Below are 23410 nucleotides of genomic sequence, written 5' to 3' on the forward strand. Positions count from 1 at the left end.
ACGATGACTGACAAGCCTAAATCGCAGCCCTCGGCCGCAGCTGAAAGTGCCGATTCAGCACTGCACCATATCGTTGATGGTTTTTTGCACTTTCATCACGAAATCTTCCCTGAACAAGAAGCCTTTTTCAAAAAGCTGGCCACGGCGCAAAACCCCCGTGCGATGTTTATTGCCTGTGCCGATTCGCGCATCGTGCCGGAGCTGATCACCCAGAGCGCACCGGGCGATCTGTTCGTGACCCGTAACGTCGGCAACGTTGTACCGCCTTACGGTCAGATGAACGGTGGTGTTTCCACGGCGATCGAGTACGCGGTACTGGCACTGGGCGTGCAGCACATCATCATTTGCGGGCATTCCGATTGTGGCGCGATGCGCGCCGTGCTCAACCCCGCCAGCCTGAAAAAAATGCCGACGGTAAAGGCCTGGTTGCACCACGTGGAAGTGGCCAAGACCATGGTGCAGGACAACTGCAACTGCGCCAATGAATCTGAAAGCATGCACGTGCTGACGGAAGAGAACGTGATTGCCCAACTGCAGCACTTGCGCACGCACCCGTCGGTAGCGTCGCGTATGGCCAATGGGCATCTGTTTATCCATGGCTGGGTCTACGACATCGAAACCAGCGCAATCAAGGCCTACGACGCCGACAAGGGCGAATTCCTGCCACTGGACGGCACCAGCCCGATCCCGAGCGCGACGCCCAAAGCGCGGTTTTAAACGCGCATGAGCGGTGGGAGCGGGCTTGCTCGCGATTGCATCAGCGCGGTATGTCAGTTAAACCGCAGCGTCTGCATCGCAGGCAAGCCAGCTCCCACAAAAAGCCTGCAAAAATCTTACAACGCCAGGCCAACGCCCAATTGCTTGGACAGGCACGGCCAGCGCTTCCAGGCTGCGCCCGTTTCAGGGCTGGTCAGGCGCTCGCGATAGGCTTCGACCGACTCCAGGGCAAAGCTCTCTTCGTTGAGCATCAGGTCAACCGCATGATGCACGGCGGCATCCAGCTGGTTGGCAAAGTCTTCGCCAATCAACTGGTGGGCGATCAGGTTGGCCACGGTCATGTCCAGCGGAATCAACGGCTGCTGGAAGTGCTTGATATAGAGGTCGTTGACCTCTTCGACCAGGCGGTGCGCCAGGTACGCTTCGTCCAGCAAACCCTCCAGCCCTTCGTGGCCAACGAGCAGCGGCAATGGCTGGGCAAAGAATTGCTCGGCGATTTTCAGGATCGGCTTGATCTGCGACTCGATACCGGCCTCGCGAGCGACTTCATTGGCCGCATCGAGCAAGTCGGGCACCTGGTCGATATAGGCGCTGACGAAACGCGTCATCACCACATTACGGTCGACTTCAGGCAATTGGATGGCGGTGTGAAGGTGTGGCAATTGAGCGGCCAGATGCTTGGCGAGCAGGCCCGTTTCAGCCTCATGGTCTTGGGCACGCGAGATCTGCACGCGGATGGCGGCGGTGTTCATGGGAACTCCAGGGGGGTGCTAGACAGGGGGGTACTTTTAAAAAAGTAGCCCTCTCAGGTCAAGGAGAGGGGTTTTTCAGGGGGAGTATTGTCATTCATTTTGTGACCGGGCAGTGAGTGCCATTTGTCGATGGCCCCTTATTTCATTGTTTTGGCCCCTTATATTGCGGGGCCGGGCCCTGTGTCTATACTCGTTTTTGTAACCGTTATTCGATGACGCCCGACTGCTTGAGCAGACGAGGCTCGGCGGTAAGGAACAGCTGGTTGGAACACCGCCCCCTTGTAGCGCTGCCCGTGTACAGATGCAGACCGGCGCAATAACAAGAAAAATAAAGGGGAACACCGCGATGCGACATCCACAGTTATGGATGGGCCTGCTGTTGTGGTCAGTGTTCAGCCAGGCACAAGCGGCCTGGACCGTGAATATGACGCCAGGTGCAACCGAAGTCAGTCATGCGGTCTTCGACCTGCACATGACCATCTTCTGGATCTGTGTGGTGATCGGCATCATCGTCTTCGGGGCCATGTTCTGGTCGATGATCGTTCACCGTCGCTCCACCGGCCAGGAACCGGCCAAGTTTCATGAGAGCACCAGAGTCGAAATCCTGTGGACAGTCATCCCCCTGCTGATCCTGATCGCCATGGCGGTGCCAGCGACCCGCACCCTGATCCATATCTATGACAGCAGTGAATCGGATGTGGATATCCAGGTCACTGGCTATCAGTGGAAATGGCATTACAAATACCTGGGCCAGGACGTCGAGTTTTTCAGCAACCTGGCCACCCCCGCCGACCAGATCCACAACCAGGCCCCCAAGGGCGAGCATTACCTGCTCGAGGTCGATGAACCGCTGGTTTTGCCCATAGGCGCCAAGGTGCGGTTTTTGGTGACCTCGGCCGATGTCATCCATTCCTGGTGGGTGCCGGCTTTTGCAGTCAAACGTGACGCCATTCCGGGGTTTATCAACGAGGCCTGGACCCGCGTCGAGAAGCCTGGCCTTTACCGCGGCCAGTGCGCCGAACTGTGTGGCAAGGACCACGGCTTTATGCCGATAGTGGTTGATGTCAAAACCAGGGCCGATTACGACGCCTGGTTGACCGAACGCAAGGCCCAGGCCGCGCAACTCAAGGAATTGACCAGTAAAGAGTGGACCCTCGAGGAGTTGGTGGCGCGTGGCGACAAGGTCTATCACACCGCCTGCGTGGCCTGTCACCAGGCTCAGGGCCAGGGCCTGCCGCCGATGTTCCCGGCACTCAAGGGTTCTCCTGTTGCCACCGGCCCTGCCGCCGACCACCTGCACCGCGTGTTCTTCGGCAAACCGGGGACCGCCATGGCCGCTTTCGGCAAGCAACTGTCGGAAGTCGACATCGCTGCGGTGGTGACTTACGAGCGCAATGCCTGGGGCAACAACAAGGGCGACATGGTGACACCAAAAGACGTGCTGGCGCTCAAGCAGGAACAAGGCAAATGAGCCGCCCGGGGATGTGTGCACGTAACGGTCGGGGGCAATCTGCCACTGGCTTCTTGGTCCAGCTGTTTGCAGGAGTCAGGACATGAGTGCTGTTATCGATGACCACGGCCATGCAGACGGTCAGGCCCATGGCCCGGCCAAAGGCCTGATGCGCTGGGTGCTGACCACCAACCACAAGGACATCGGCACCTTGTACCTGTGGTTCAGCTTCTGCATGTTTCTGCTTGGCGGCTCGTTTGCCATGGTGATTCGCGCCGAGCTGTTCCAGCCCGGCCTGCAGATCGTGGCCCCGGCCTTTTTCAACCAGATGACCACCATGCACGGTCTGATCATGGTCTTCGGCGCGGTGATGCCGGCGTTTGTCGGCCTGGCCAACTGGATGATCCCGCTGATGATCGGCGCACCGGACATGGCCTTGCCACGGATGAACAACTTCAGCTTCTGGCTGTTGCCCGCCGCATTTTTACTGCTGATTTCGACGCTATTCACCGCCGGGGGTGGGCCCAACTTCGGCTGGACGTTCTACGCGCCGCTGTCCACGACCTACGCACCCGAAAGCGTGACCTTTTTCATTTTTGCAATCCATTTGATGGGCATCAGCTCGATCATGGGCGCGATAAACGTGATCGCCACCATCCTCAACCTGCGCGCCCCCGGCATGACCCTGATGAAAATGCCCCTGTTTGTCTGGACCTGGTTAATCACCGCCTTTCTGCTGATTGCGGTAATGCCGGTGCTCGCGGGTGTGGTGACGATGATGCTGATGGATATCCACTTCGGCACCAGCTTTTTCAGCGCCGCAGGTGGCGGTGACCCTGTGCTGTTCCAGCATGTGTTCTGGTTTTTCGGCCATCCCGAGGTGTACATCATGATCCTGCCGGCCTTCGGTGCCGTCAGCGCGATCATTCCAACCTTCTCGCGCAAGCCGCTGTTTGGCTACACCTCGATGGTCTACGCCACGGCCAGCATCGCCTTCCTGTCGTTTATCGTATGGGCGCACCATATGTTTGTGGTGGGCATTCCGCTGGTGGGCGAGCTGTTCTTCATGTACGCCACGCTGCTGATCGCGGTGCCCACCGGGGTCAAGGTGTTCAACTGGGCCAGCACCATGTGGCAAGGCTCACTGACCTTTGAAACGCCGATGCTGTTTGCCGTGGCCTTTGTGATTCTGTTCACCATCGGCGGGTTTTCCGGGTTGATGCTGGCCATTGCCCCGGCGGACTTTCAGTACCACGACACCTATTTTGTGGTGGCGCATTTCCACTATGTGCTGGTGCCGGGGGCAATCTTTGGCATCTTCGCTTCGACCTACTACTGGCTGCCGAAATGGACCGGTCACATGTACGACGAAACCCTGGGCAAGCTGCACTTCTGGCTGTCCTTTGTGGGCATGAACCTGACGTTCTTCCCGATGCACTTTGTCGGACTGGCGGGTATGCCGCGGCGGATTCCGGACTACAACCTGCAATTTGCCGATTTCAACATGGTGTCGTCGATTGGTGGGTTCATGTTTGGAGCGACGCAGTTTTTGTTCCTGTTTATTGTCATCAAATGCATCCGCGGTGGGCCGCCAGCACCGGCCAAGCCGTGGGACGGCGCCGAAGGTCTGGAATGGAGCGTGCCTTCGCCCGCGCCGTACCACACCTTTACCACGCCGCCGGAAATCAAGTGAAAGGCCAAAGGCCCCTCACCCCAACCCTCTCCCAGAGGCAGAGGGAGCAGATTGGCGGTGCTCTTGAGGCCGCGTGCGGTCAGTCTCCTCTCCCTTTGGGAGAGGGGCTTTTGCTCCAAGGAGATCAAGCGTGAACAACTCAACCCCCATCAAACGCCTGGTCCTGCGCCTGTCGCTGCTGGTGGTGGTGATGTTTGCCTTCGGCTTTGCCCTGGTGCCGATTTACGACGTGATGTGCAGGGCCTTTGGCATCAATGGCAAGACCGCCGGGCAGTACGAAGGGGAGCAAGTGGTCGACCCGAGCCGTCAGGTACGGGTGCAATTCCTGTCTACCAATGCCATCGACATGGTGTGGGAGTTCTACCCCAAGGGCGATCAACTGGTGGTCAATCCGGGCGCGGTCAACGAGATGGTCTTTGTTGCCTACAACCCTACCGGTCAACCGATGTCGGCGCAGGCAGTGCCGAGCATTTCGCCCGCCGAAGCGGCCCGGTACTTCCACAAGACCGAGTGCTTTTGCTTTACCCAACAGGTGCTGCAACCGGGTGAACGGATCGAAATGCCCATGCGCTTTATCGTCGATCAGGCCATGCCCAAGGATGTGAAACACCTGACGCTGGCTTACACGCTGTTCGATATCACCGCTCGCCATCCGCCCGTCGCCGCCATCGCCGGCAAGGCCGCTGACCAGCCTTCCCGATAAGGAGAACGCCCCATGGCAACTCACGATCAGTACTACGTCCCGGCGCAAAGCAAGTGGCCGATCATTGCCACCATTGGCTTGCTGGTCACGGTGTACGGACTGGGGACATGGTTCAACGATCTGAAGGCGGCGCGGCCTGAATCCCACGGGCCGCTGATCTTTTTCGTCGGCGGTCTGATCGTTGCCTACATGATGTTCGGCTGGTTTGGCGCGGTGATCAAAGAGAGTCGCGCCGGGCTTTACAGCTCGCAGCTCGACCGCTCCTTTCGCTGGGGCATGACCTGGTTTATTTTTTCCGAGGTGATGTTCTTTCTCGCCTTTTTTGGTGCGCTGTTTTATGTACGCCACTTTGCCGGCCCGTGGTTGGGGGGCGAAGGCAGCAAGGCAGTGGCACATATGCTGTGGCCCGACTTTCAGTTCACCTGGCCACTGCTGCACACCCCCGACCCTGCCCTGTACCCGCCCCCCAAAGGGACCATCAGCCCGTGGGGCTTGCCGCTGCTCAACACCGTATTGCTGGTCAGTTCCAGCGTCACCCTGACCATCGCCCACCATGCATTGAACAAAGGCCATCGCGGCGCGCTGAAGTTCTGGCTGGGGCTGACGGTGTTGCTGGGTGCAGGCTTCCTGGGGTTCCAGGCCGAGGAATATGTTCACGCCTACAAAGAGCTGGGGTTGACTCTGGGCTCAGGCATCTATGGTGCGACCTTCTTTATGCTCACCGGTTTTCACGGTGCCCACGTGACCATCGGCGCGCTGATTTTGCTGATCATGCTGATCCGTATTGTGCGCGGTCACTTCAATGCCGAGCACCAGTTCGGATTCCAGGCCGCAACCTGGTACTGGCATTTTGTTGATGTTGTGTGGCTCGGCCTGTTCTTGTTTGTTTACGTGCTATGACGCGCTTTCGCCCTGGTTTTGCCCCCACGCTGGTGGTGTTGGCGGTGCTGCCGCTGCTGGTGTTTCTGGGCTTCTGGCAGCTTGACCGGGGCGAGCAAAAGCGTGAGTTGCTCAACCACTACGCCGAGCGTCAGGTGGCTGCACCGGTGACCGTCGGGCAATTACTCACCTTCGATGATCCGGCCTTTCGCCGCGTGCAGCTGCGCGGCCATTTCGACGGTCAACACAGCCTGCTCCTGGACAACCGCATGCGCGATGGCAAGGTCGGTGTGGAGTTGCTGCAACCCTTTCAGGATCAGGCCAGCGGCCAGTGGCTGTGGCTTAATCGCGGCTGGTTGCCATGGCCGAGCCGCCTTAAGCCACCCGAGTTCAGCACCCCGGAGCAGATACTGGATATTCAGGCCTGGGTCTACGAATCACCGGGAGCGCCCTTCCAGCTGCACCCCGACCCGCTGGGCGCGCCCTGGCCACGGCTGGTGACGGCTGTGATGCCAGCCAAACTGTGGGCCGAACTGGGCCGTGAAGGCTTTGCCGACGAGGTGCGCATCGCCCCCGGGCCCGCAGCGTATCTGGCCGACTGGCCACTGATCTCCACGGGCATGGGCCCGGAAAAACACACTGCCTATGCCGTGCAATGGTTCGCCATGGCACTGGCGTTACTCGGTCTTTATCTGTATCTCGGCTGGCACACTGCTCAGGAGAAACGCCATGGGAACGGCCATCAATCCGCCTGAAAGCACACGCACCCTGCCCCCGACCACACGACGGCGCGGGCGCTTGCAACTGATCCTTATCCTGCTGCTCACTATCGGCCCCATGGTGCTGGCCACGTGCATGTACCAACTCAAATTCTGGCTGCCCGAAAGCCGCAGCTACCACGGCGAGCTAATCGGCAACGGGCAAAGCCGCGCTGCCCTTGGGGTGACGGCCGATGAACAACGCTGGCAGCTGCTGGTGACCGCGCCTCAGGGTTGCGCTACGGATTGCCAGCAACTGGTGTACCTGGCCCGCCAGCTGCAGATCGGCCTGGGTCGCGATGCCTCCCGCGCAACCCACGCACTGGCAGCGGCACACCCCGTAGATGCGGCCTACGCGGCCAAGCTGCAACTCGAATACCCGCAACTGCAGCGCTACGCCCTGGACCTGCCAACTTATACGCAGGGTGCCGAGGGCAACGGTGCAGCGCAACTGTGGATCATCGACCCCCACGGCAATCTGGTGCTGCGCTACGCCTACGGGGTGATCGGCAAGGACGTGCTCAACGACCTGCGCCTGCTGCTGAAGCTGTCCAATATCGGATAGAGGGCTACGCCATGGCCAAAGCCGGATTTCGTCTCGCCTTGCTTGCCACCTTGCTGGCGCTGGTGGTGGTGCTGCTCGGCGCCTACACCCGCCTGACCCATGCAGGGCTGGGCTGCCCTGACTGGCCGGGCTGCTACGGTTTTATCAGCGTGCCCAAGACCGAGGCGCAACTGGCCCATGCCGAGCTGCATTTTCCCGATACCCCGGTGGAGGCCGATAAAGGTTGGAGTGAGATGACCCATCGTTACTTCGCGGGCACCCTGGGCCTGATGATCGTACTCCTGGCAGCCCGTGCATGGCGGCAGCGGCACTTGCCCGATCAGCCGCTCAAGCTGCCGCTGTTTATCCTGCTGGTGGTGATCGCCCAGGCGGCCTTTGGCATGTGGACGGTGACGCTCAAACTATGGCCGCAGGTTGTCACCGGGCATCTGCTCGGCGGCTTTGCCACCTTGAGTTTGCTGTTTTTGCTGACCTTGCGCCTCTCTGGCGTATTGCCCGCGCTGGCGGTACCGCGGCGTTTGCAACGTTGGGCCAGCGCCGGGCTGATGCTGGCAATCCTGCAGATCGCATTGGGGGGATGGGTCAGCTCCAACTATGCCGCCGTGGCGTGTGTTGATGTGCCGACCTGCCATGGCCAATGGTGGCCTGAAGCCGATTTCGCCAATGGTTTTCATCTGACTCAGCACATTGGCCCCAACTATCTGGGTGGGCAACTGGACAGCGAAGCCCGTACGGCGATTCACCTCACCCATCGTTTGGGCGCCATGCTGCTGACCGGCGTGCTGCTGGGTCTGGCCTGGCAATTGCGCAAGGTCGGCATGAGCCGTCTTGCGGGGTTACTGCTGGTGGCGCTGGCGGCACAGATCGGCCTGGGCCTGAGCAATGTGCTGTTTGGCTTGCCGCTGGCAGTGGCGGTGGCCCACAACGCCGGGGGGGCGGCTTTGCTGCTGACCCTGGTGCTGGTCAATTACCACGCACGCGCAGTGCTGGTACGGGCCCGGGCGCCACGATTTTCCCGCTGGACCTACAGCCTCAAAGGAGAACAACCGTGGCGACCTTGATGGGCGAGCAGGCACAGCGGGCGTTGTGGCGCGATTATCTGGAGCTGACCAAGCCCAAGGTGCTGGTCTTGATGCTGATTACGTCGTTGGTGGGCATGTTCCTGGCGACCCGCGCCGGCGTGCCCTGGCCGGTGCTGATCTTCGGCAATCTGGGCATCAGCCTGTGTGCCGGTGCTGCGGCCGCGGTCAATCATGTAGTGGACCGGCGCATTGACGCCGTCATGGCCCGCACCCACAAGCGCCCGCTGGCACAGGGGCGAGTGTCGCCGGTTGCTGCGCTGACCTTCGCTCTGTTGCTGGCGCTGGCGGGCATGGGATTGCTGCTGGTGTTTACCAATCCGCTGACAGCCTGGCTGACGCTGGCGTCGTTGCTCGGCTATGCGGTGATCTACACCGGTTTTTTGAAACGGGCCACACCGCAAAATATCGTTATCGGGGGGCTCGCCGGGGCTGCCCCACCGCTGCTGGGCTGGGTGGCGGTTACCGGGCAGGTCACCGCCGAGCCGTTGCTGCTGGTGTTGATCATCTTCGCCTGGACCCCGCCGCATTTCTGGGCCCTGGCCATTCATCGCAAGGAAGAATACGCCAAGGCCGATATTCCGATGCTGCCGGTCACTCACGGCGAACACTACACCAAGGTGCATATCCTGCTGTACACCTGTGCCCTGCTGGCAGTGAGTCTGCTGCCGTTTGTGATCCATATGAGCGGCTTGCTCTATCTGGGCTGTGCGCTAGGGTTGGGCGCACGCTTTCTGCATTGGGCGTGGGTGCTGTACCGTGGCACCCAGCCGCACGCGGCGATCAACACGTTCAAGTACTCTATCTACTACCTGTTCCTGCTGTTTATCGCGCTGCTTGTCGACCACTATCTGATGTTGAACCTATGACTAAAATTCAAAAGACCGTCTTTATTCTCGTTGCGCTGGTGGCCTTGGTCATGGGCCTGACGTTTAACAAAATGATGTCGGGTAAAAACCAGGGCGATAACACGTCGCTGATCGATGCCGGGATCATTTTGCTGCCGCAAAGCCGCCAACTGCCGGACGTGACGATGACCAACCAGGATGGTCAGCCGGTGGTGATGAATGAACTGAAAGGCAAGTGGAGCATGCTGTTTTTTGGCTACACCTTCTGCCCGGACATCTGCCCGACCACCCTCGCCCAGCTGCGCCAGATCAAAAGCGAGCTGCCCAAAGAGGTACAGGACAAGCTGCAGATCGTGCTGGTCAGCGTTGATCCCCATCGCGACACGCCGCAGCAGCTCAAGCAATACCTGGGCTACTTTGACCCGCAGTTTGTGGGGCTGACGCCGGGCTCCATTGAAGAGCTGCAGACACTCGCCAACGCGGTGAGCATCCCGTTTATTCCCGCCGATACCAGCAAGGCGAACTACACGGTGGATCACAGTGGCAATCTTGCGCTGATCGGGCCGGACGGCACTCAGCGAGGGTTTATCCGCGCACCGTTCAACAACCAGAAGATGGTTGCCCAGTTGCCGGGATTGGTTGAACGCAAGTAAGGAGGGGGGCTGCAGGTTACTGGGTGGGCGCTGGCTTGCCTGCGATGCAGGCGACACGGTCTTTCAGACAAACCGCAATGATGCCATCGCGAGCAAGCCCGCTCCCACAGAGGGGCGGGATTGCTCCGACAGTGGGTGTCAGAACGCCGGAACGATGGCGCCTTTGTACTTCTCAAGAATGAACGCTTTCACTTCCGGGCTGTGCAGGGCTGCAACCAGCTTTTGCATGTCAGCCGAGTCCTTGTCATCCGGGCGAGCTACCAGAATATTCACGTAAGGCGAGTCGCTGCCTTCGATGACCAGTGCGTCTGTTTCCGGGTTCAGCTTGGCTTCCAGCGCGTAGTTGGTGTTGATCAGCGCCAGATCAACCTGGGTCAGCACCCGTGGAATGGTGGCTGCTTCCAACTCGCGGAACTTCAGCTTCTTGGGGTTGGCGGTAATGTCTTTGGGTGTCGACAGGATGTTGGTCTTGTCCTTGAGCGTAATCAGCCCGGCCTTATCCAGCAACAACAGCGCACGGCCGCCGTTGGTGGCGTCATTCGGGATCACCACGGTAGAACCGTCTTTGATTTCATCCAGCTTTTTGTACTTGCTCGAGTAAGCGCCCAGCGGCTCCAGGTGAACGGCTGCAACGTTGATCAGGTGGGTGCCCTTGGCCTTGTTGAACTCATCCAGGTACGGTTGGTGCTGGAAGAAGTTGGCGTCCAGGCGCTTTTCGGCCACCTGCACGTTTGGCTGGATGTAGTCGGTGAACACCTTGACCTTGAGGTTTACACCCTCTTTGGCCAGTGCAGGTTTCACGAACTCCAGGATTTCGGCGTGAGGCACTGGGGTGGCCGCAACCGACAGATCGCCCGCGTGGGCCGAGAACGCCGCAACAGCGGCCACAGCAGCAAATAACTTCTTCATGCAGCAACTCCTTGGGAATACCTGAAATCAGGTATCTGCCAGCCACAGGCTGGCGGTTACGTTTATTAATCCGGGGCGTACTTACTTGCGCGAAAAATGCACCACCAGCCTGTCGCCAACGGTTTGCAGAATCTGCACCAGAATCAGCAGCAGCACCACCGTGACGATCATCACGTCGGTCTGGAAGCGCTGATAACCGAAGCGGATCGCCAGATCGCCCAGACCACCTGCGCCCACCACACCGGCCATCGCGGTGTAGCTCACCAGGGTAATGGCGGTCACGGTGATCGCCGCAAAGATACCAGGGCGCGCCTCAGGCAACAGGGCGCTGGTGATGATCTGCCGCGTGCTGGCGCCCATGGCCTGGGTCGCCTCGATGATGCCGCGGTCCACTTCACGCAAGGCAGTCTCCACCAGACGGGCGAAGAACGGCGTGGCGCCGACCACCAGTGGTGGGATGGCGCCGGCAACGCCCAGCGAGGTGCCGGTAATCAGTACCGTGAAGGGGATCATCACAATCAGCAGGATGATGAACGGCAGCGAACGCAGAATATTCACCGCCAGCGACAGAAAGGCATACACCGCCTTTTGCTCAAACAGTTGGCGCGGGCTGCACAAAAACAGCAGCACGCCCAGCGGCAGGCCCAACACGATGGTAAACAGCAGCGAACCGCCGAGCATCATCAGGGTGTCGCCGGTAGCCAGCCAGATTTCCAGCCAGTCGATATTGGAGAAAAAACTCAAGAAAGCGTCCATTAGCGCAGCACCTCCATATGAACGTCAGCGGCAACGAAGCGGGCGAACGCCGCTTTCATATCGCCACCGGTGATGGCGAGGGTCAATTGCCCATAAGGGGTGTCTTTGATGCGGTCAATACGACCGGCCAGGATGCTGTAGTCCACACCTGTTTCGCGGGCGATGGTGCCCAGCAGTGGTGCGTAGGTAGCTTCGCCCTGGAAGGTCAGGCGTACGATGCGACCAGGTACATGAGCGAAATCGTCGCGCTGCTCACTCTCGTCGATCTGCTCGTCTTCCTGCACAAAACGCTTGGTGGTCGGGTGCTTGGGGTGCAGGAATACATCGGCCACCGGGCCTTGCTCAACGATCACCCCCGCGTCCATCACTGCCACTTCGTCACACACGCGACGGATAACATCCATCTCGTGGGTGATCAGCACGATGGTCAACTTCAGCTCACGGTTGATCTCGGCCAGCAATTGCAGCACCGAGGCGGTGGTTTGCGGGTCGAGGGCGCTGGTGGCTTCGTCGCACAGCAACACTTTTGGCTTGGTGGCCAGCGCACGGGCAATGCCCACACGCTGTTTCTGGCCGCCTGAAAGTTGCGCCGGGTATTTTTTGGCGTGATCAGACAGGCCCACGCGCTCGAGCAACTCTGCAACGCGCTTATCAATGGCACTGCGGGACAATTCACCGGCCAGTGTCAGAGGCATCGCGACGTTATCGGCCACGGTCTTGGAAGCCAGCAGGTTGAAGTGCTGGAAAATCATGCCTACCTGCTGACGGAAACGGCGCAGGCCGTTGGCGTCCATCGCGGTTACGTCTTCGTTATCGACGATGATTTTGCCGCCGCTCGGCGTTTCGAGGCGGTTGATCAGGCGCAGCAATGTACTTTTACCCGCACCGGAGTGGCCTATCAGGCCGAACACCTGGCCGCTCTCAACACGCAAAGTGGTGGAGTGCAGCGCGGGGATGTCCTTACCGGCAACCCGGTAAGTTTTATGAACGTTATGAAACTCAATCACGTAGCGAACCTTGTGGGCGCGTAAATAGAAGTTCAGCGGTAAGCCGGGCGCGCATTTTAGCCTGTCCGTATAGATGCACTTAGCATTTATTTGCGCACAAACCTTTGATTTGGCAATAAGACGACTAAAGGTCAGAAAAAAGGAACGACGGTAACGGCCAGACGTCAGTACTTAGGCAACTCGCATCCGCTTGGGCGGTATTTGTCTACAAAGCCCTTATCACAGGGCTTTCGCATACAAGGAGTTTAGTCTGATGAGCAGCAAAAAACCGTCTTCCAACAAGAGCCAGATGGCCGGCACCGACACCCTGGATCGTGGTAACACCAACGTCAAACTGGAAAGCCTTGAAACCTTTCGCGACGACGCCACCGATCAGGCCTTACGAACCAACCAAGGGGTGAAGATTGCTGACAATCAGAACACCCTCAAGGCCGGTTCGCGCGGGCCGTCGCTGCTCGAAGACTTCATCATGCGCGAGAAGATCACGCATTTTGACCATGAACGTATTCCCGAGCGCATCGTGCATGCGCGAGGCACTGGTGCTCATGGCTATTTTCAGGCGTACAAGTCCCACAGCGCACTGACCAAAGCAGGATTCTTGCAGGACCCCGGCAAGCAAACCCCCGTATTCGTGCGTTTCTCCACCGTGCAAGGCCCGCGGGGCTCCGGGGATACGGTGCGTGATGTTCGCGGTTTCGCGGTCAAGTTTTTCACCGACGAAGGTAACTTCGATCTGGTCGGGAACAATATGCCGGTATTTTTCATACAGGATGCGGTGAAGTTTCCAGACTTTGTACATGCTGTAAAACCTGAGCCACACAATGAAATCCCTACTGGCGGCTCGGCCCATGACACCTTCTGGGACTTTGTCTCACTGGTTCCGGAATCCGCTCACATGGTCATTTGGGCCATGTCCGACCGGGCCATTCCGAAAAGCCTGAGAAGCATGCAGGGCTTTGGCGTGCACACCTTTCGTTTCATCAACGCGCAAGGCCAGTCTAACTTCGTCAAATTTCACTGGCGCCCAAGTGTAGGCACTTGCTCGTTGGTGTGGGACGAAGCGCAGAAGCTCGCAGGCAAAGACACGGACTTCCATCGCCGTGACCTGTGGGACGCCATTGAGACGGGCGATTACCCGGAGTGGGAGTTCGGTGTCCAGATCATCCCGGAGGAAGATGAGCATAAGTTTGATTTCGATATCCTTGACCCGACCAAGCTGATCCCGGAAGAACTGATACCGATTACGCCATTGGGAAAAATGGTCCTCAACCGCAACCCGGACAATTTTTTCGCAGAAACCGAACAAGTCGCCTTCTGCCCTGGCCACATTGTTCCAGGGATAGACTTTTCCAATGACCCGTTGCTGCAAGGGCGCCTGTTTTCCTATACGGATACGCAGATCAGTCGCCTTGGCGGGCCGAATTTTCATGAGATCCCGATCAACCGTCCGGTGGCGCCATTCCACAACAACCAGCGTGATGCCCAGCACCGCAGCACCCTCCACAAGGGGCGTGCAGCCTACGAACCCAACTCGATCGATGGCGGCTGGCCAAAAGAAACCCCACCGGCGGCCAGTGACGGCGGTTTTGAGAGTTACCCGGAACGCATCGACGCCAACAAAATCCGTCAGCGCAGCGAATCATTCGGTGACCATTTCTCCCAGGCGCGGCTGTTCTTCAACAGCATGAGCAACCATGAGCAAGAGCACATCATTGCTGCCTACAGCTTTGAGCTGGGTAAAGTTGAGCGCGAGTCTATCCGTGCGCGGCAGGTGAATGAGATTCTGGCCAATATTGATTTGGGCCTGGCCAGGCGCGTCGCCGAAAATCTGGGCTTGCCCGCACCCAAGGCCGGTACGGTAGCTGAGCGCAAGACTCGCTTTACCCAGTCGCCGGCCCTGAGCCAGGCCAATCTGCTGGCGGGGAATATCAAAACCCGCAAAGTGGCGATCCTGGCGGCCAACGGGGTGGATGGCAAAGCGATCGATGCGCTGAAACAGGCGCTTGCAGCAGAGGGTGCCCACGCCAAATTGCTGGGGCCGACGTCAGCCCCGGTGAAAACCGCTGACGGCACATTGCTGGCTGTGGATGCGTCGATGGAAGGCTTGCCTTCGGTGGCGTTCGACGCGGTGTACGTACCGGGTGGCGCGGCGTCGATCAAGGCACTGAGCGGCGACGGAGTGGCCTTGCACTACCTGCTGGAAGCGTACAAGCACCTCAAGGCCATCGCCTTGCAGGGTGATGCCAGACAACTGCTGGACGTGCTGCACCTACAGGCAGATGAAGGGTTGCTGGCGATCAAGGATGCCCAGGATCTAAAAGCCTTTTTTGCAGCCATCGGGCAACACCGCGTGTGGTCACGGGAGGCCAGGGCCAAGGCAATACCGGCCTAGCCGAAAACAAAAAACCCGTAGCAGCCTTTGGCTGCTACGGGTTTTTCATGCCCGGATGTTTTATTCCGGTTTGCTGGGGATCAGCACCATTTGTGCGGGTACGTGGCGAATGACTTGACGGTTCAGCTTGAGGTCAAACCCGGGGTCGATCTTTTTAACCCGCTTGCTGATCAGTGTGGCCAGCCATGGATAATCCGCCGTACGCGGAACCTGCAGGCTGACGGCGCACTGATAATTGACGATATCTTGCGCGATCAAATCCAGTTGATGGCGAAGTTTGGCAATATCGTTGATATTCAGTGCAACAGTGGTGCTCTCGGCTGCCGGGTCGATCACCTTGGCCGGTGGTCGGGCCTCGGCAGCCTTGAGGGCGGCTTCAGCCTTGTCCAGCTCGGCCTTGCGGGCCTGGGCAATGGCGCTATTGACCCCACCGGTCAGTGCAGGGGCCTTGGGCATCAGGGCGCGGGCACGGCTCAGGGCGGTAGCTGCCGCGTTGACATCACCCTTTTGCAGGACGATCTGGCTGCGTTGCAGGTAGGCCTCGGCCAGTTGGCGCTGGTATTGCACCAATTGCGGATCATCCGGGGTTTGCGCCTGCAAGGCGCTCAATTGATCTTCAGCGGTCGCGAGTTCACTGCTGGCCAGGTTTTGCTCCAGCTGTGCGATGGCCGTAGCGCGTGCGGCGGCGGCAGTAGTGTCGGCCGACGGCGTGCTTTGGCAGGCGCCCAGCAGCAGGGAAAATGCGGCCAGGAGCAAGTAACGGGAGTTGAACAGCTTCATTCCTGCGGCTCTCTAAGTGCGCAAAAAACAAGCAAGTCTACACCCCTCGACGGGGTAGAACAAAACTCAACAAAAACAGTGCTGCGGCACACACCACAATCGACGGGCCTGCTGGCGTGTCCTTAAACCATGACAGCACAAGGCCACCCACTACGGCCAGTATGCCCAGTGCGCTGGCGCCCAGTGCCATTTGCTCCGGCGAGCGAGCATGACGCTGGGCCGCGGCCGCCGGAATAATCAGCAAGGAGGTAATCAGCAACACGCCGACGATTTTCATCGCCACGGCAATCACCACCGCAATCAACAGCATCAGGGCCAATCGTAACGCCGCCACGGGCAGGCCTTCAACCATGGCCAGCTCTTCATGCACGGTGATCGCCAGCAATGGTCGCCACAGTGCAACCAGCAAGGCCAGAACCGTCGCGCTGCCACCCAGGATCCACATCAGGTCGGTTGGGCTGATGGCCAGCAGGTCACCAAACAAATACGCCATCAGGTCGATCCGCACTTCATGCATGAAGCTTAGTACGACCAGCCCGAGGGACAAGGTGCTGGGGGCGAGAATTCCGAGCAGTGTGTCGGATGCCAGCGACTGTCGCTGCTGCAGCGTGACCAACAGCACCGCCAGCAACAGGCAGCCCACGGTCACGGCAATGGTCGGGCTGATATCCAGCAGGAACCCCAGGGCTACGCCCAACAGGGCTGCGTGCGATAACGTGTCGCCGAAGTAGGCCATGCGCCGCCACACCACGAATGACCCCAAAGGGCCTGCAACTATTGCCAAAGCCAGACCTGCCAGCAGGGCGTAAAGCAGAAAATCAGCCATGCTTGCAGCCTTCTCCATGAACGTGGGCGGATGCCGCCGGGTTATTTTCGCTAACCACTGAGCCATGCAAGTCATGAGCATGGTCGTGATGGTGGTGATAAATCGCCAGGCTTTGTGCGTTTTTGCCAAATAGCTCAACGAAAGCCGGGTCACCACTCACCTGCTCGGGATGGCCCGAACAACAGACGTGGCGGTTGAGGCATACCACCTGATCGGTGGTGCTCATCACCAGATGCAAATCGTGGGAGACCATCAGCACGCCGCAGCCGTGGCGGTCGCGCAGGCGGGTGATGAGGGCATACAGCTCCGATTGACCGGCCACGTCCACGCCTTGCACCGGCTCGTCGAGCACCAGCAATTCGGGCTTGCGCAGCAGGGCGCGGGCCAGCAGCACGCGCTGCATTTCACCACCGGACACGCTTTGCACCGGGCTATCGATGACCTTTTCAGCACCGACTTCCTTTAGCGCCTCAAGGGCCTGGGCACGGTCTACACCGGGCACCAGGCGCAAAAAGCGCAACACGGACAATGGCAGTGTCGGGTCAACGTGAAGCTTTTGCGGCATATAGCCCACGCGCAGCTTGGGCTTGCGCCATACGCTGCCGCTGGTGGGCTTGAGCAGGCCGAGCACGGCTTTGACCAGCGTGGTCTTGCCGGCGCCGTTGGGGCCGATCAGAGTCACGATCTGGCCCGGTTCAACGCTCAGCTCGATATTGTCGAGTACGTTTTGCCCGGCATAGGTCACAGTGACATGTTGCAGGCGAATCAGTGCAGCGCTCATCAGGCCTCCCGGCAACCCGAACACAAACCGACCACTTCGACAGTCTGGCCTTCGACAGTAAAGCCGACATCCCGGGCGCTATTGATAATTGCGTCGCTGATGGACTTTTGCTCAAGCTCGATGGCGGCGTGGCAGTTGCGGCAAATCAGGAACTGGCCCTGGTGCGGGTGCTCGGGGTGGCTGCAGCCAACAAAAGCGTTGAGTGAGGAAATGCGGTGCACCAGGCCATTGTCGAGCAGGAAGTCCAAAGCCCGATAAACGGTAGGCGGCGCAGCGCGACGGCCATCCTGCTCGCTCAGTACTGCAAGAATGTCGTAGGCACCCAGCGGCTTGTGGCTTTGCCACACCAGCTCAAGCACCCGTCGACGCAAGGCGGTCAGGCGCAGGCCCTTTTGCGCACACAAGGCATCGGCCTCGGTCAGGGCGCTATGGACACAATGAGAATGGTCGTGGGGACGGCTGGCAAGCGGTGTTATAGGCATGGGCGGCGACGATTATTGAGAGAGACGTTATTATGTTACCTGTTTCAGCCATCATGAGTGCTTATCGTGCCCCGTCTTTTTTCCCTTTTTCTTGCTCTAAGCGCCAGTTTGCTTGTGATCAGCCCGGCCCGGGCCGAGGTCAACGTGCTGACCAGCATCAAGCCCCTGCAACTGATTGCCGCTGCCGTGCAGGACGGCGTGGGGCATCCGGAGGTGCTTTTACCGCCCAATGCCTCACCACATAACTATGCGCTGCGCCCATCCGACGTACGGCGCGTGCAGTCGGCGGATCTTTTGTACTGGATCGGTCCGGACATGGAAGGGTTTCTGCCACGAGTGATCAAGGGCCGCACCCTGCCATCGGTTACGGTACAAACCCTGCCGGGCTTGAAATTGCGTCATTTCGCCGAAGATAGCCATTCGCACGAAGAAGATGCCGCCGAACATGATCACGATCATCGTCCCGGCACCCTGGATGCACACTTGTGGCTGGCTCCGGACAATGCGCGGGTGATCGCCGCGAAAATGGCGGCGGACCTGAGTGAAAAAGACCCTGCCAATGCGACCAGGTATCAAAGCAATCTCAAGGCCTTCAATGAACGCCTGGATGCGTTGAATGCGCGCCTCAAAACGCGACTGGCCGGGATTGCCGACAAACCGTTCTTCGTCTTCCACGAAGGCTACGACTATTTTGAAAGCGCTTACGGCATCAAGCACACGGGCACCTTCAGTGTGGCTTCGGAAGTTCAGCCGGGCGCCCAGCACGTAGCCGCCATGCGCAAGCGTCTGCAGGAAGTGGGCAAGACCTGTGTATTCAGCGATCCGCCGCTGCGTCCGCGCCTGGCTGACACCCTGACGGCCGGGTTGCCGGTCAAGTTGGCGGAGCTGGATGCCCTGGGTGGCTACACCCCGGCGACGGCGCAGGGGTATGAGCAGTTGCTGGAAAAACTCGGCAATGACCTGGCGGGGTGTCTGGAAAGCTTGTAAGCCGACTCCCACAGATTGTGTGACATTCACAAAAGTTGCGGCTTGCCAGAACCTCTGTGGGAGCGGGCTTGCTCGCGATTGGATCGACGCGGTTGTTCAGATACACCGCGTCGCTACAATCGCGAGCAAGCCCGCTCCCACAATTGATTTCAGTGTTTGTTACAACGCGAACGGCAGCTGTACGGTCACCGTCTGACGCAAAGCCAGGCGTTTTTCAAACTCGCCCGGATCATGAATCAGCACGTCCTGACCGGCAAAGGTCTGGGCTGCGATCAGGCGCGACAGCCAGAACCGCACGCAAGCAACGCGCAACAGGGTCGGCCACAACTCGGCCTCGGCGGCAGTGAACGGACGCAGGGCGGCATAGGCACCCAGCAGCGCACGGGCGCGGGGAGCATCGATCTGACCGTCTTCGTCTGCACACCAGTCATTCAGGGCAATGGCCACGTCGTACAGCATCGGGCCCGAGCAGGCGTTGTAAAAATCGATCAGCCCGGTCAGATGAGTGCCTTCAAACATCGCGTTATCACGAAACAGGTCGCCATGCAGGTTCGCCCGGGGCAGTGCCAGAATCTGCGCCTTACGCGCAGTAATTTCCTGCAGCGCCTTTTGCAGCAAATCTGCTGAATCAGGCGACAAACCAGCCATCAAGGCAGGACCTTCAGCCAGCATCCAGTCCAGGCCGCGGTCTGTCTTGCGTTCCAGTACGTTGTTGCGGGTCGCGGTATGCAAGTGGCCGAGCAGTTCCCCAACCTGGGCGCAATGCTGGGCGTTGGCCTCACGAATATGCTTGCCCGCCAGGCGCGGCTGCAGCAGCGCCGGCTTGCCCTTGAGTTCGCGCAGGGCCTGGCCGTCAACGGTGCGCAAGGCGAATGGCACCGGCAGGTCGGCGTCATGCAGCACATCCAGCAGCTCGATAAAGAACGGCATCTCTTTGACCGGCCCACGCTCAACCAGGGTCAGGACAAATTCACCGCGCTCCAGGCTGATGAAGTAGTTGGTATTTTCGCTGCCCGCAGCAATCCCCTGGAAATCGAGCAAACGGCCGAGTTCATAAGGCGCAAGGAAGGTTTCCAACTCGCTGCGAGTCAGTGGGGTGAATACAGACATGATTTAAATTGCCAGTACGGGCGCCGCGCAAGGCGGCGCCAATTAAAGTTAAGACGCTACTTCCATTCGAAGATTTTCCACGAAGGAATCAGCATATCCGGCTGGTCGGAACGGATGTAATTGGCATCAGTACCATCAGCCCGTACCAGGAAGTACGGTTTGCCCCCTTTTGGGGTGACCTTGATGGCGTACAGGAAACCGTTTTGACGGTACTCCTGAATGGTTTTATCGCCTTCCGTGCGAATGGTTACATCTGGATCGGCGGTGACTGCTTCATCTGCTGCGAAGGTTACCAGCGGAGTGAATGCAAACAAACCGGTCAGCAACAGGCGATTGAGTGTGCGCATGATAACCTTGTCCCTTTGTCGTCATTGGTCCGGACATTCTAGCGCCGGACTCGCCGAAAAGGTTGATCCTGCTCATGAGCCAAGCTCCCCTCGTCCTGGTGGACGGTTCTTCATATCTGTACCGCGCCTTCCACGCGCTGCCGCCGCTGACTACGTCCAAAGGGCTGCCGACAGGCGCCGTGAAGGGCGTATTGAACATGCTCAAAAGCCTGCGCAAGCAGTATCCGGACAGCCCGTTCGCGGTGGTTTTCGATGCCAAGGGCGGGACATTTCGCGATGACATGTACGCCGAGTACAAGGCCAACCGCCCGAGCATGCCCGATGACATGCGGGTGCAAATCGAGCCATTGCACGCCAGTGTGATTGCGCTGGGTTTCCCCTTGCTGTGCGTTGAAGGCGTGGAGGCCGATGATGTCATCGGCACGCTGGCCCGCAGCAGCGCCGCGGCAGACCGACCAGTGGTCATCTCCACCGGTGACAAGGACATGGCCCAGCTGGTTGATGGCCACATCACGCTGGTTAACACCATGACCGGCAGCGTGATGGACATTGAGGGCGTTAAAGAGAAATTTGGCGTATCGCCCGAGCAGATCATCGACTACCTCGCGCTGATGGGCGATTCGTCTGACAACATTCCAGGCGTACCTGGTATTGGTCCCAAGACAGCGTCCGGCTTGCTGGTGGGTGTAGGCGGTGGTTTGGTCGATCTGTACGAAAAGCTCGATATCGTGCCGACCCTGCCCATTCGCGGCGCCAAAAACTTGCCTGCCAAACTCGAAGAACATCGCGAAATGGCGTTTTTGTCCTATCAATTGGCGACGATCAAGATCGATGTGCCGCTGGATATCGGCCTGGAAGACTTGCACCTCAAGGCGCCTGACTGCGAAAAGTTGATTGAGCTGTACACCGAACTTGAGTTCAAAAGCTGGATTGCCGAAGTTGAGCGCGAGGCCAAGCGTGCCGGGCAGGTGATTGTGCATGAGGCTCCTGAAGCGCCCGCCGAAGCGGAGCAACAGTACGAGACCATCCTCGATCAGGCTCGCTTTGATGTGTGGCTAAAAAAACTCAACGACGCCAAATTGATTGCCTTTGATACCGAAACCACCGGCCTGGACGCGCAGCAAGCGCAGCTGGTGGGCCTGTCGTTCGCGGTCAAGCCTGGCGAAGCGGCTTACATTCCATTGACCCATTCCTACATGGGCGTACCCGAGCAACTGGATCGCGACACGGTATTGCGTGCCCTCAAGCCGCTGCTGGAAGACCCGAGCAAAGCCAAGGTCGGACAACACGCCAAGTACGACATGAATATTCTGGCCAACTGCGCCATCGGTGGCGATCAATCCTGCGGGATCATGGTTCAGGGCGTTGCCTTCGACACCATGCTTGAGTCCTATGTGCTCGACTCCACGGGCAGCCGCCACGATATGGACAGCCTGGCCCTCAAATACCTGGGCCACACCACCACCAGCTTCCAGGACATTGCCGGCAAGGGCGTCAAGCAACTGACCTTCGACCAGATTTCCCTGGAGCAGGCCGGCCCGTATGCGGCCGAAGATGCCGACGTGACCTTGCGCCTGCACCATGTACTGCACGAAAAACTCGCAGCGATCCCTAGCCTCAACAGCGTATTGACGGACATCGAGATGCCGCTGGTGCCGGTACTGGCGCGTATTGAACGCCAGGGCGCGCTGGTGGATGCCAACCTGCTGGGTATCCAGAGTGTTGAGCTGGGTGACAAGCTGGTTGCGCTGGAGCGTGAGGCTTTTGCCATTGCCGGTGAGGAGTTCAACCTGAGCTCACCCAAGCAACTGGGTGTGATCCTGTATGAAAAACTCGGTCTGCCAATCATCAGCAAAACGGCCAAAGGCCAGCCTTCGACTGCCGAAGCCGTGCTGGCGGAACTGGCCGAGCAGGACTTCCCGCTGCCCAAGGTGCTGATGCAGTACCGCTCCATGAGCAAGCTGAAAAGCACCTACACCGATCGCCTGCCTGAGCAGATCAACCCGCGTACGGGCCGTATCCACACCTCCTACCACCAGGCCGTCACGGCGACCGGTCGTTTGTCTTCAAGTGATCCAAACTTGCAGAACATTCCGATCCGTACCGCCGAAGGTCGTCGGATCCGTCAGGCCTTTGTGGCCCCTAAAGGCTACAAACTGCTGGCGGCCGACTACTCGCAAATCGAGCTGCGGATCATGGCCCACCTGGCCAAGGACGAAGGTTTGCTGCATGCCTTCCGCAACAATCTGGACGTGCACAGCGCCACCGCTGCCGAGGTGTTCGGGGTTGATCTGGCGGACGTCACCACCGACCAGCGCCGCAGTGCCAAGGCCATCAACTTCGGCCTGATCTACGGCATGAGCGCCTTTGGCCTGGCCAAACAGATCGGCGTCGACCGCAAACAGTCGCAAGCCTATATCGACCGTTATTTCGCACGTTACCCGGGCGTGCTGGACTACATGGAGCGCACGCGCACCCAGGCTGCCGAGCAAGGCTATGTCGAGACCATTTTCGGTCGTCGCTTGTACCTGCCGGAAATCAACGCGAAAAACCCGGCGCTGCGCAAAGGCGCCGAACGCACGGCAATCAACGCACCGATGCAGGGCACGGCAGCCGATATCATCAAAAAAGCCATGGTGTCTGTGGATAACTGGCTCAGCGCCTCAGGCCTCGATGCCCGCGTCATCCTGCAGGTACACGATGAACTGGTGCTAGAAGTGCGCGAAGACCTGGTGGACCAGGTGCGTGATGAAGTGCGGATACACATGAGCGAAGCGGCGAAGCTGGATGTGCCGCTAGTGGTTGAAGTAGGCGTGGGCAACAACTGGGATGAAGCGCATTAATGAGGGAATGTGGGAGCGGGCTTATTCCAAAGAGTTTTTAAGCTCCCGGAACTAAATCTGCCAACACCACTCAGATTTATTGAATGGGTGGTG

The 23410-nt window shown here is 59.1% G+C and carries 23 protein-coding genes; 13 read left to right on the plus strand and 10 right to left on the minus strand.

Going from position 1 to position 23410, the window contains the following annotated elements; translation table 11 throughout:
- Positions 1-3: 3 nt before the first annotated feature.
- Positions 4-717 (plus strand): carbonic anhydrase, encoded by a 714-nt coding sequence (locus QN377_RS02560; protein WP_094999697.1) that lies wholly within the window; start codon positions 4-6, stop codon positions 715-717.
- A 116-nt stretch (positions 718-833) separates the two neighbouring features.
- On the opposite strand, the gene QN377_RS02565 is transcribed toward QN377_RS02560, so the two are convergent.
- Positions 834-1469, minus strand: a complete 636-nt coding sequence (locus QN377_RS02565) for a hypothetical protein (RefSeq protein ID WP_094999696.1) — start codon at positions 1467-1469, stop codon at positions 834-836.
- A gap of 346 nt (positions 1470-1815) precedes the next feature.
- Here QN377_RS02565 and coxB point away from each other — a divergent pair, with 346 nt between their 5' ends.
- The 9 genes from coxB (at position 1816) to QN377_RS02610 (ending at position 10097) form a co-directional block, all read left to right on the plus strand.
- Positions 1816-2940, plus strand: coding sequence for a cytochrome c oxidase subunit II (coxB, locus tag QN377_RS02570; RefSeq protein WP_322213851.1), 1125 nt, complete (start codon positions 1816-1818; stop codon positions 2938-2940).
- A gap of 82 nt (positions 2941-3022) precedes the next feature.
- Positions 3023-4612 carry a cytochrome c oxidase subunit I gene (gene ctaD / locus QN377_RS02575; protein WP_094999694.1) on the plus strand — a complete coding sequence of 530 codons (1590 nt, stop codon included), beginning with the start codon at positions 3023-3025 and terminating at the stop codon, positions 4610-4612.
- 130 nt (positions 4613-4742) lie between these two features.
- A complete protein-coding gene (locus QN377_RS02580; RefSeq protein WP_095017881.1) occupies positions 4743-5315 on the plus strand; it encodes a cytochrome c oxidase assembly protein in 573 nt (190 codons plus the stop codon).
- Between the two features lie 12 nt (positions 5316-5327).
- A complete protein-coding gene (locus QN377_RS02585) occupies positions 5328-6215 on the plus strand; it encodes a cytochrome c oxidase subunit 3 (RefSeq protein ID WP_094999692.1) in 888 nt (295 codons plus the stop codon).
- Positions 6212-6949, plus strand: coding sequence for an SURF1 family protein (locus tag QN377_RS02590; RefSeq protein WP_094999691.1), 738 nt, complete (start codon positions 6212-6214; stop codon positions 6947-6949). Before QN377_RS02585 ends, QN377_RS02590 begins: the two co-directional genes overlap by 4 nt.
- The gene (locus QN377_RS02595) at positions 6924-7517 is read left to right on the plus strand and encodes a hypothetical protein (RefSeq protein ID WP_094999690.1); all 594 of its coding nucleotides are present in this window, start codon (positions 6924-6926) and stop codon (positions 7515-7517) included. Before QN377_RS02590 ends, QN377_RS02595 begins: the two co-directional genes overlap by 26 nt.
- A gap of 11 nt (positions 7518-7528) precedes the next feature.
- Positions 7529-8578: a COX15/CtaA family protein gene (locus QN377_RS02600; protein ID WP_404824650.1), complete on the plus strand. Its 1050-nt coding sequence runs from the start codon at positions 7529-7531 to the stop codon at positions 8576-8578.
- Complete coding sequence (gene cyoE / locus QN377_RS02605; protein WP_153326762.1) at positions 8578-9465, plus strand: heme o synthase; 888 nt, start codon at positions 8578-8580, stop codon at positions 9463-9465. Before QN377_RS02600 ends, cyoE begins: the two co-directional genes overlap by 1 nt.
- Positions 9462-10097 (plus strand): SCO family protein, encoded by a 636-nt coding sequence (locus QN377_RS02610; RefSeq protein WP_094999687.1) that lies wholly within the window; start codon positions 9462-9464, stop codon positions 10095-10097. Before cyoE ends, QN377_RS02610 begins: the two co-directional genes overlap by 4 nt.
- Before the next feature lie 138 nt (positions 10098-10235).
- Here QN377_RS02610 and QN377_RS02615 read toward each other — a convergent pair whose 3' ends face one another.
- From QN377_RS02615 to QN377_RS02625, 3 genes are all read right to left on the minus strand, one after another.
- Positions 10236-11006, minus strand: a complete 771-nt coding sequence (locus QN377_RS02615; RefSeq protein WP_094999686.1) for a MetQ/NlpA family ABC transporter substrate-binding protein — start codon at positions 11004-11006, stop codon at positions 10236-10238.
- Between the two features lie 81 nt (positions 11007-11087).
- Complete coding sequence (locus QN377_RS02620) at positions 11088-11762, minus strand: methionine ABC transporter permease (protein WP_094999685.1); 675 nt, start codon at positions 11760-11762, stop codon at positions 11088-11090.
- Entirely contained in the window at positions 11762-12769 is a 1008-nt protein-coding gene (locus QN377_RS02625; protein ID WP_094999684.1) for a methionine ABC transporter ATP-binding protein, read from the minus strand. Before QN377_RS02625 ends, QN377_RS02620 begins: the two co-directional genes overlap by 1 nt.
- Positions 12770-12968: 199 nt before the next feature.
- On the opposite strand from QN377_RS02625, the gene katE reads away from it, so the two are divergent.
- Entirely contained in the window at positions 12969-15161 is a 2193-nt protein-coding gene (gene katE, locus QN377_RS02630) for a catalase HPII (protein ID WP_254925214.1), read from the plus strand.
- Between the two features lie 60 nt (positions 15162-15221).
- Here katE and QN377_RS02635 read toward each other — a convergent pair whose 3' ends face one another.
- Genes QN377_RS02635 through QN377_RS02650 form a run of 4 tightly spaced genes read right to left on the minus strand, consistent with a single transcriptional unit; the run spans position 15222 to position 18030 of the window.
- Complete coding sequence (locus QN377_RS02635) at positions 15222-15941, minus strand: PA5502 family lipoprotein (RefSeq protein WP_094999682.1); 720 nt, start codon at positions 15939-15941, stop codon at positions 15222-15224.
- Positions 15942-15978: 37 nt separating this feature from the next.
- Positions 15979-16767: a zinc ABC transporter permease subunit ZnuB gene (gene znuB / locus QN377_RS02640; protein ID WP_322213856.1), complete on the minus strand. Its 789-nt coding sequence runs from the start codon at positions 16765-16767 to the stop codon at positions 15979-15981.
- On the minus strand, positions 16760-17548 hold the full coding sequence (znuC, locus tag QN377_RS02645) for a zinc ABC transporter ATP-binding protein ZnuC (RefSeq protein ID WP_094999680.1): 789 nt from the start codon (positions 17546-17548) through the stop codon (positions 16760-16762). Before znuC ends, znuB begins: the two co-directional genes overlap by 8 nt.
- Entirely contained in the window at positions 17548-18030 is a 483-nt protein-coding gene (locus QN377_RS02650) for a Fur family transcriptional regulator (protein ID WP_094999679.1), read from the minus strand. Before QN377_RS02650 ends, znuC begins: the two co-directional genes overlap by 1 nt.
- A gap of 66 nt (positions 18031-18096) precedes the next feature.
- Between QN377_RS02650 and QN377_RS02655 the strand changes: the two genes are divergently transcribed.
- Entirely contained in the window at positions 18097-19017 is a 921-nt protein-coding gene (locus QN377_RS02655; RefSeq protein WP_095017886.1) for a zinc ABC transporter substrate-binding protein ZnuA, read from the plus strand.
- 159 nt (positions 19018-19176) lie between these two features.
- Here QN377_RS02655 and QN377_RS02660 read toward each other — a convergent pair whose 3' ends face one another.
- On the minus strand, positions 19177-20127 hold the full coding sequence (locus QN377_RS02660; RefSeq protein ID WP_322213859.1) for a homoserine kinase: 951 nt from the start codon (positions 20125-20127) through the stop codon (positions 19177-19179).
- A 56-nt stretch (positions 20128-20183) separates the two neighbouring features.
- On the minus strand, positions 20184-20474 hold the full coding sequence (locus QN377_RS02665; protein ID WP_019828138.1) for a DUF2782 domain-containing protein: 291 nt from the start codon (positions 20472-20474) through the stop codon (positions 20184-20186).
- A gap of 74 nt (positions 20475-20548) precedes the next feature.
- Here QN377_RS02665 and polA point away from each other — a divergent pair, with 74 nt between their 5' ends.
- Positions 20549-23317 carry a DNA polymerase I gene (polA, locus tag QN377_RS02670; RefSeq protein ID WP_094999676.1) on the plus strand — a complete coding sequence of 923 codons (2769 nt, stop codon included), beginning with the start codon at positions 20549-20551 and terminating at the stop codon, positions 23315-23317.
- The last annotated feature ends 93 nt before the right edge of the window (positions 23318-23410 follow it).

This window comes from Pseudomonas sp. CCC4.1 (genome assembly GCF_035019225.1).
GTDB classification, from domain to species: Bacteria; Pseudomonadota; Gammaproteobacteria; order Pseudomonadales; family Pseudomonadaceae; genus Aquipseudomonas; species Aquipseudomonas bubulae.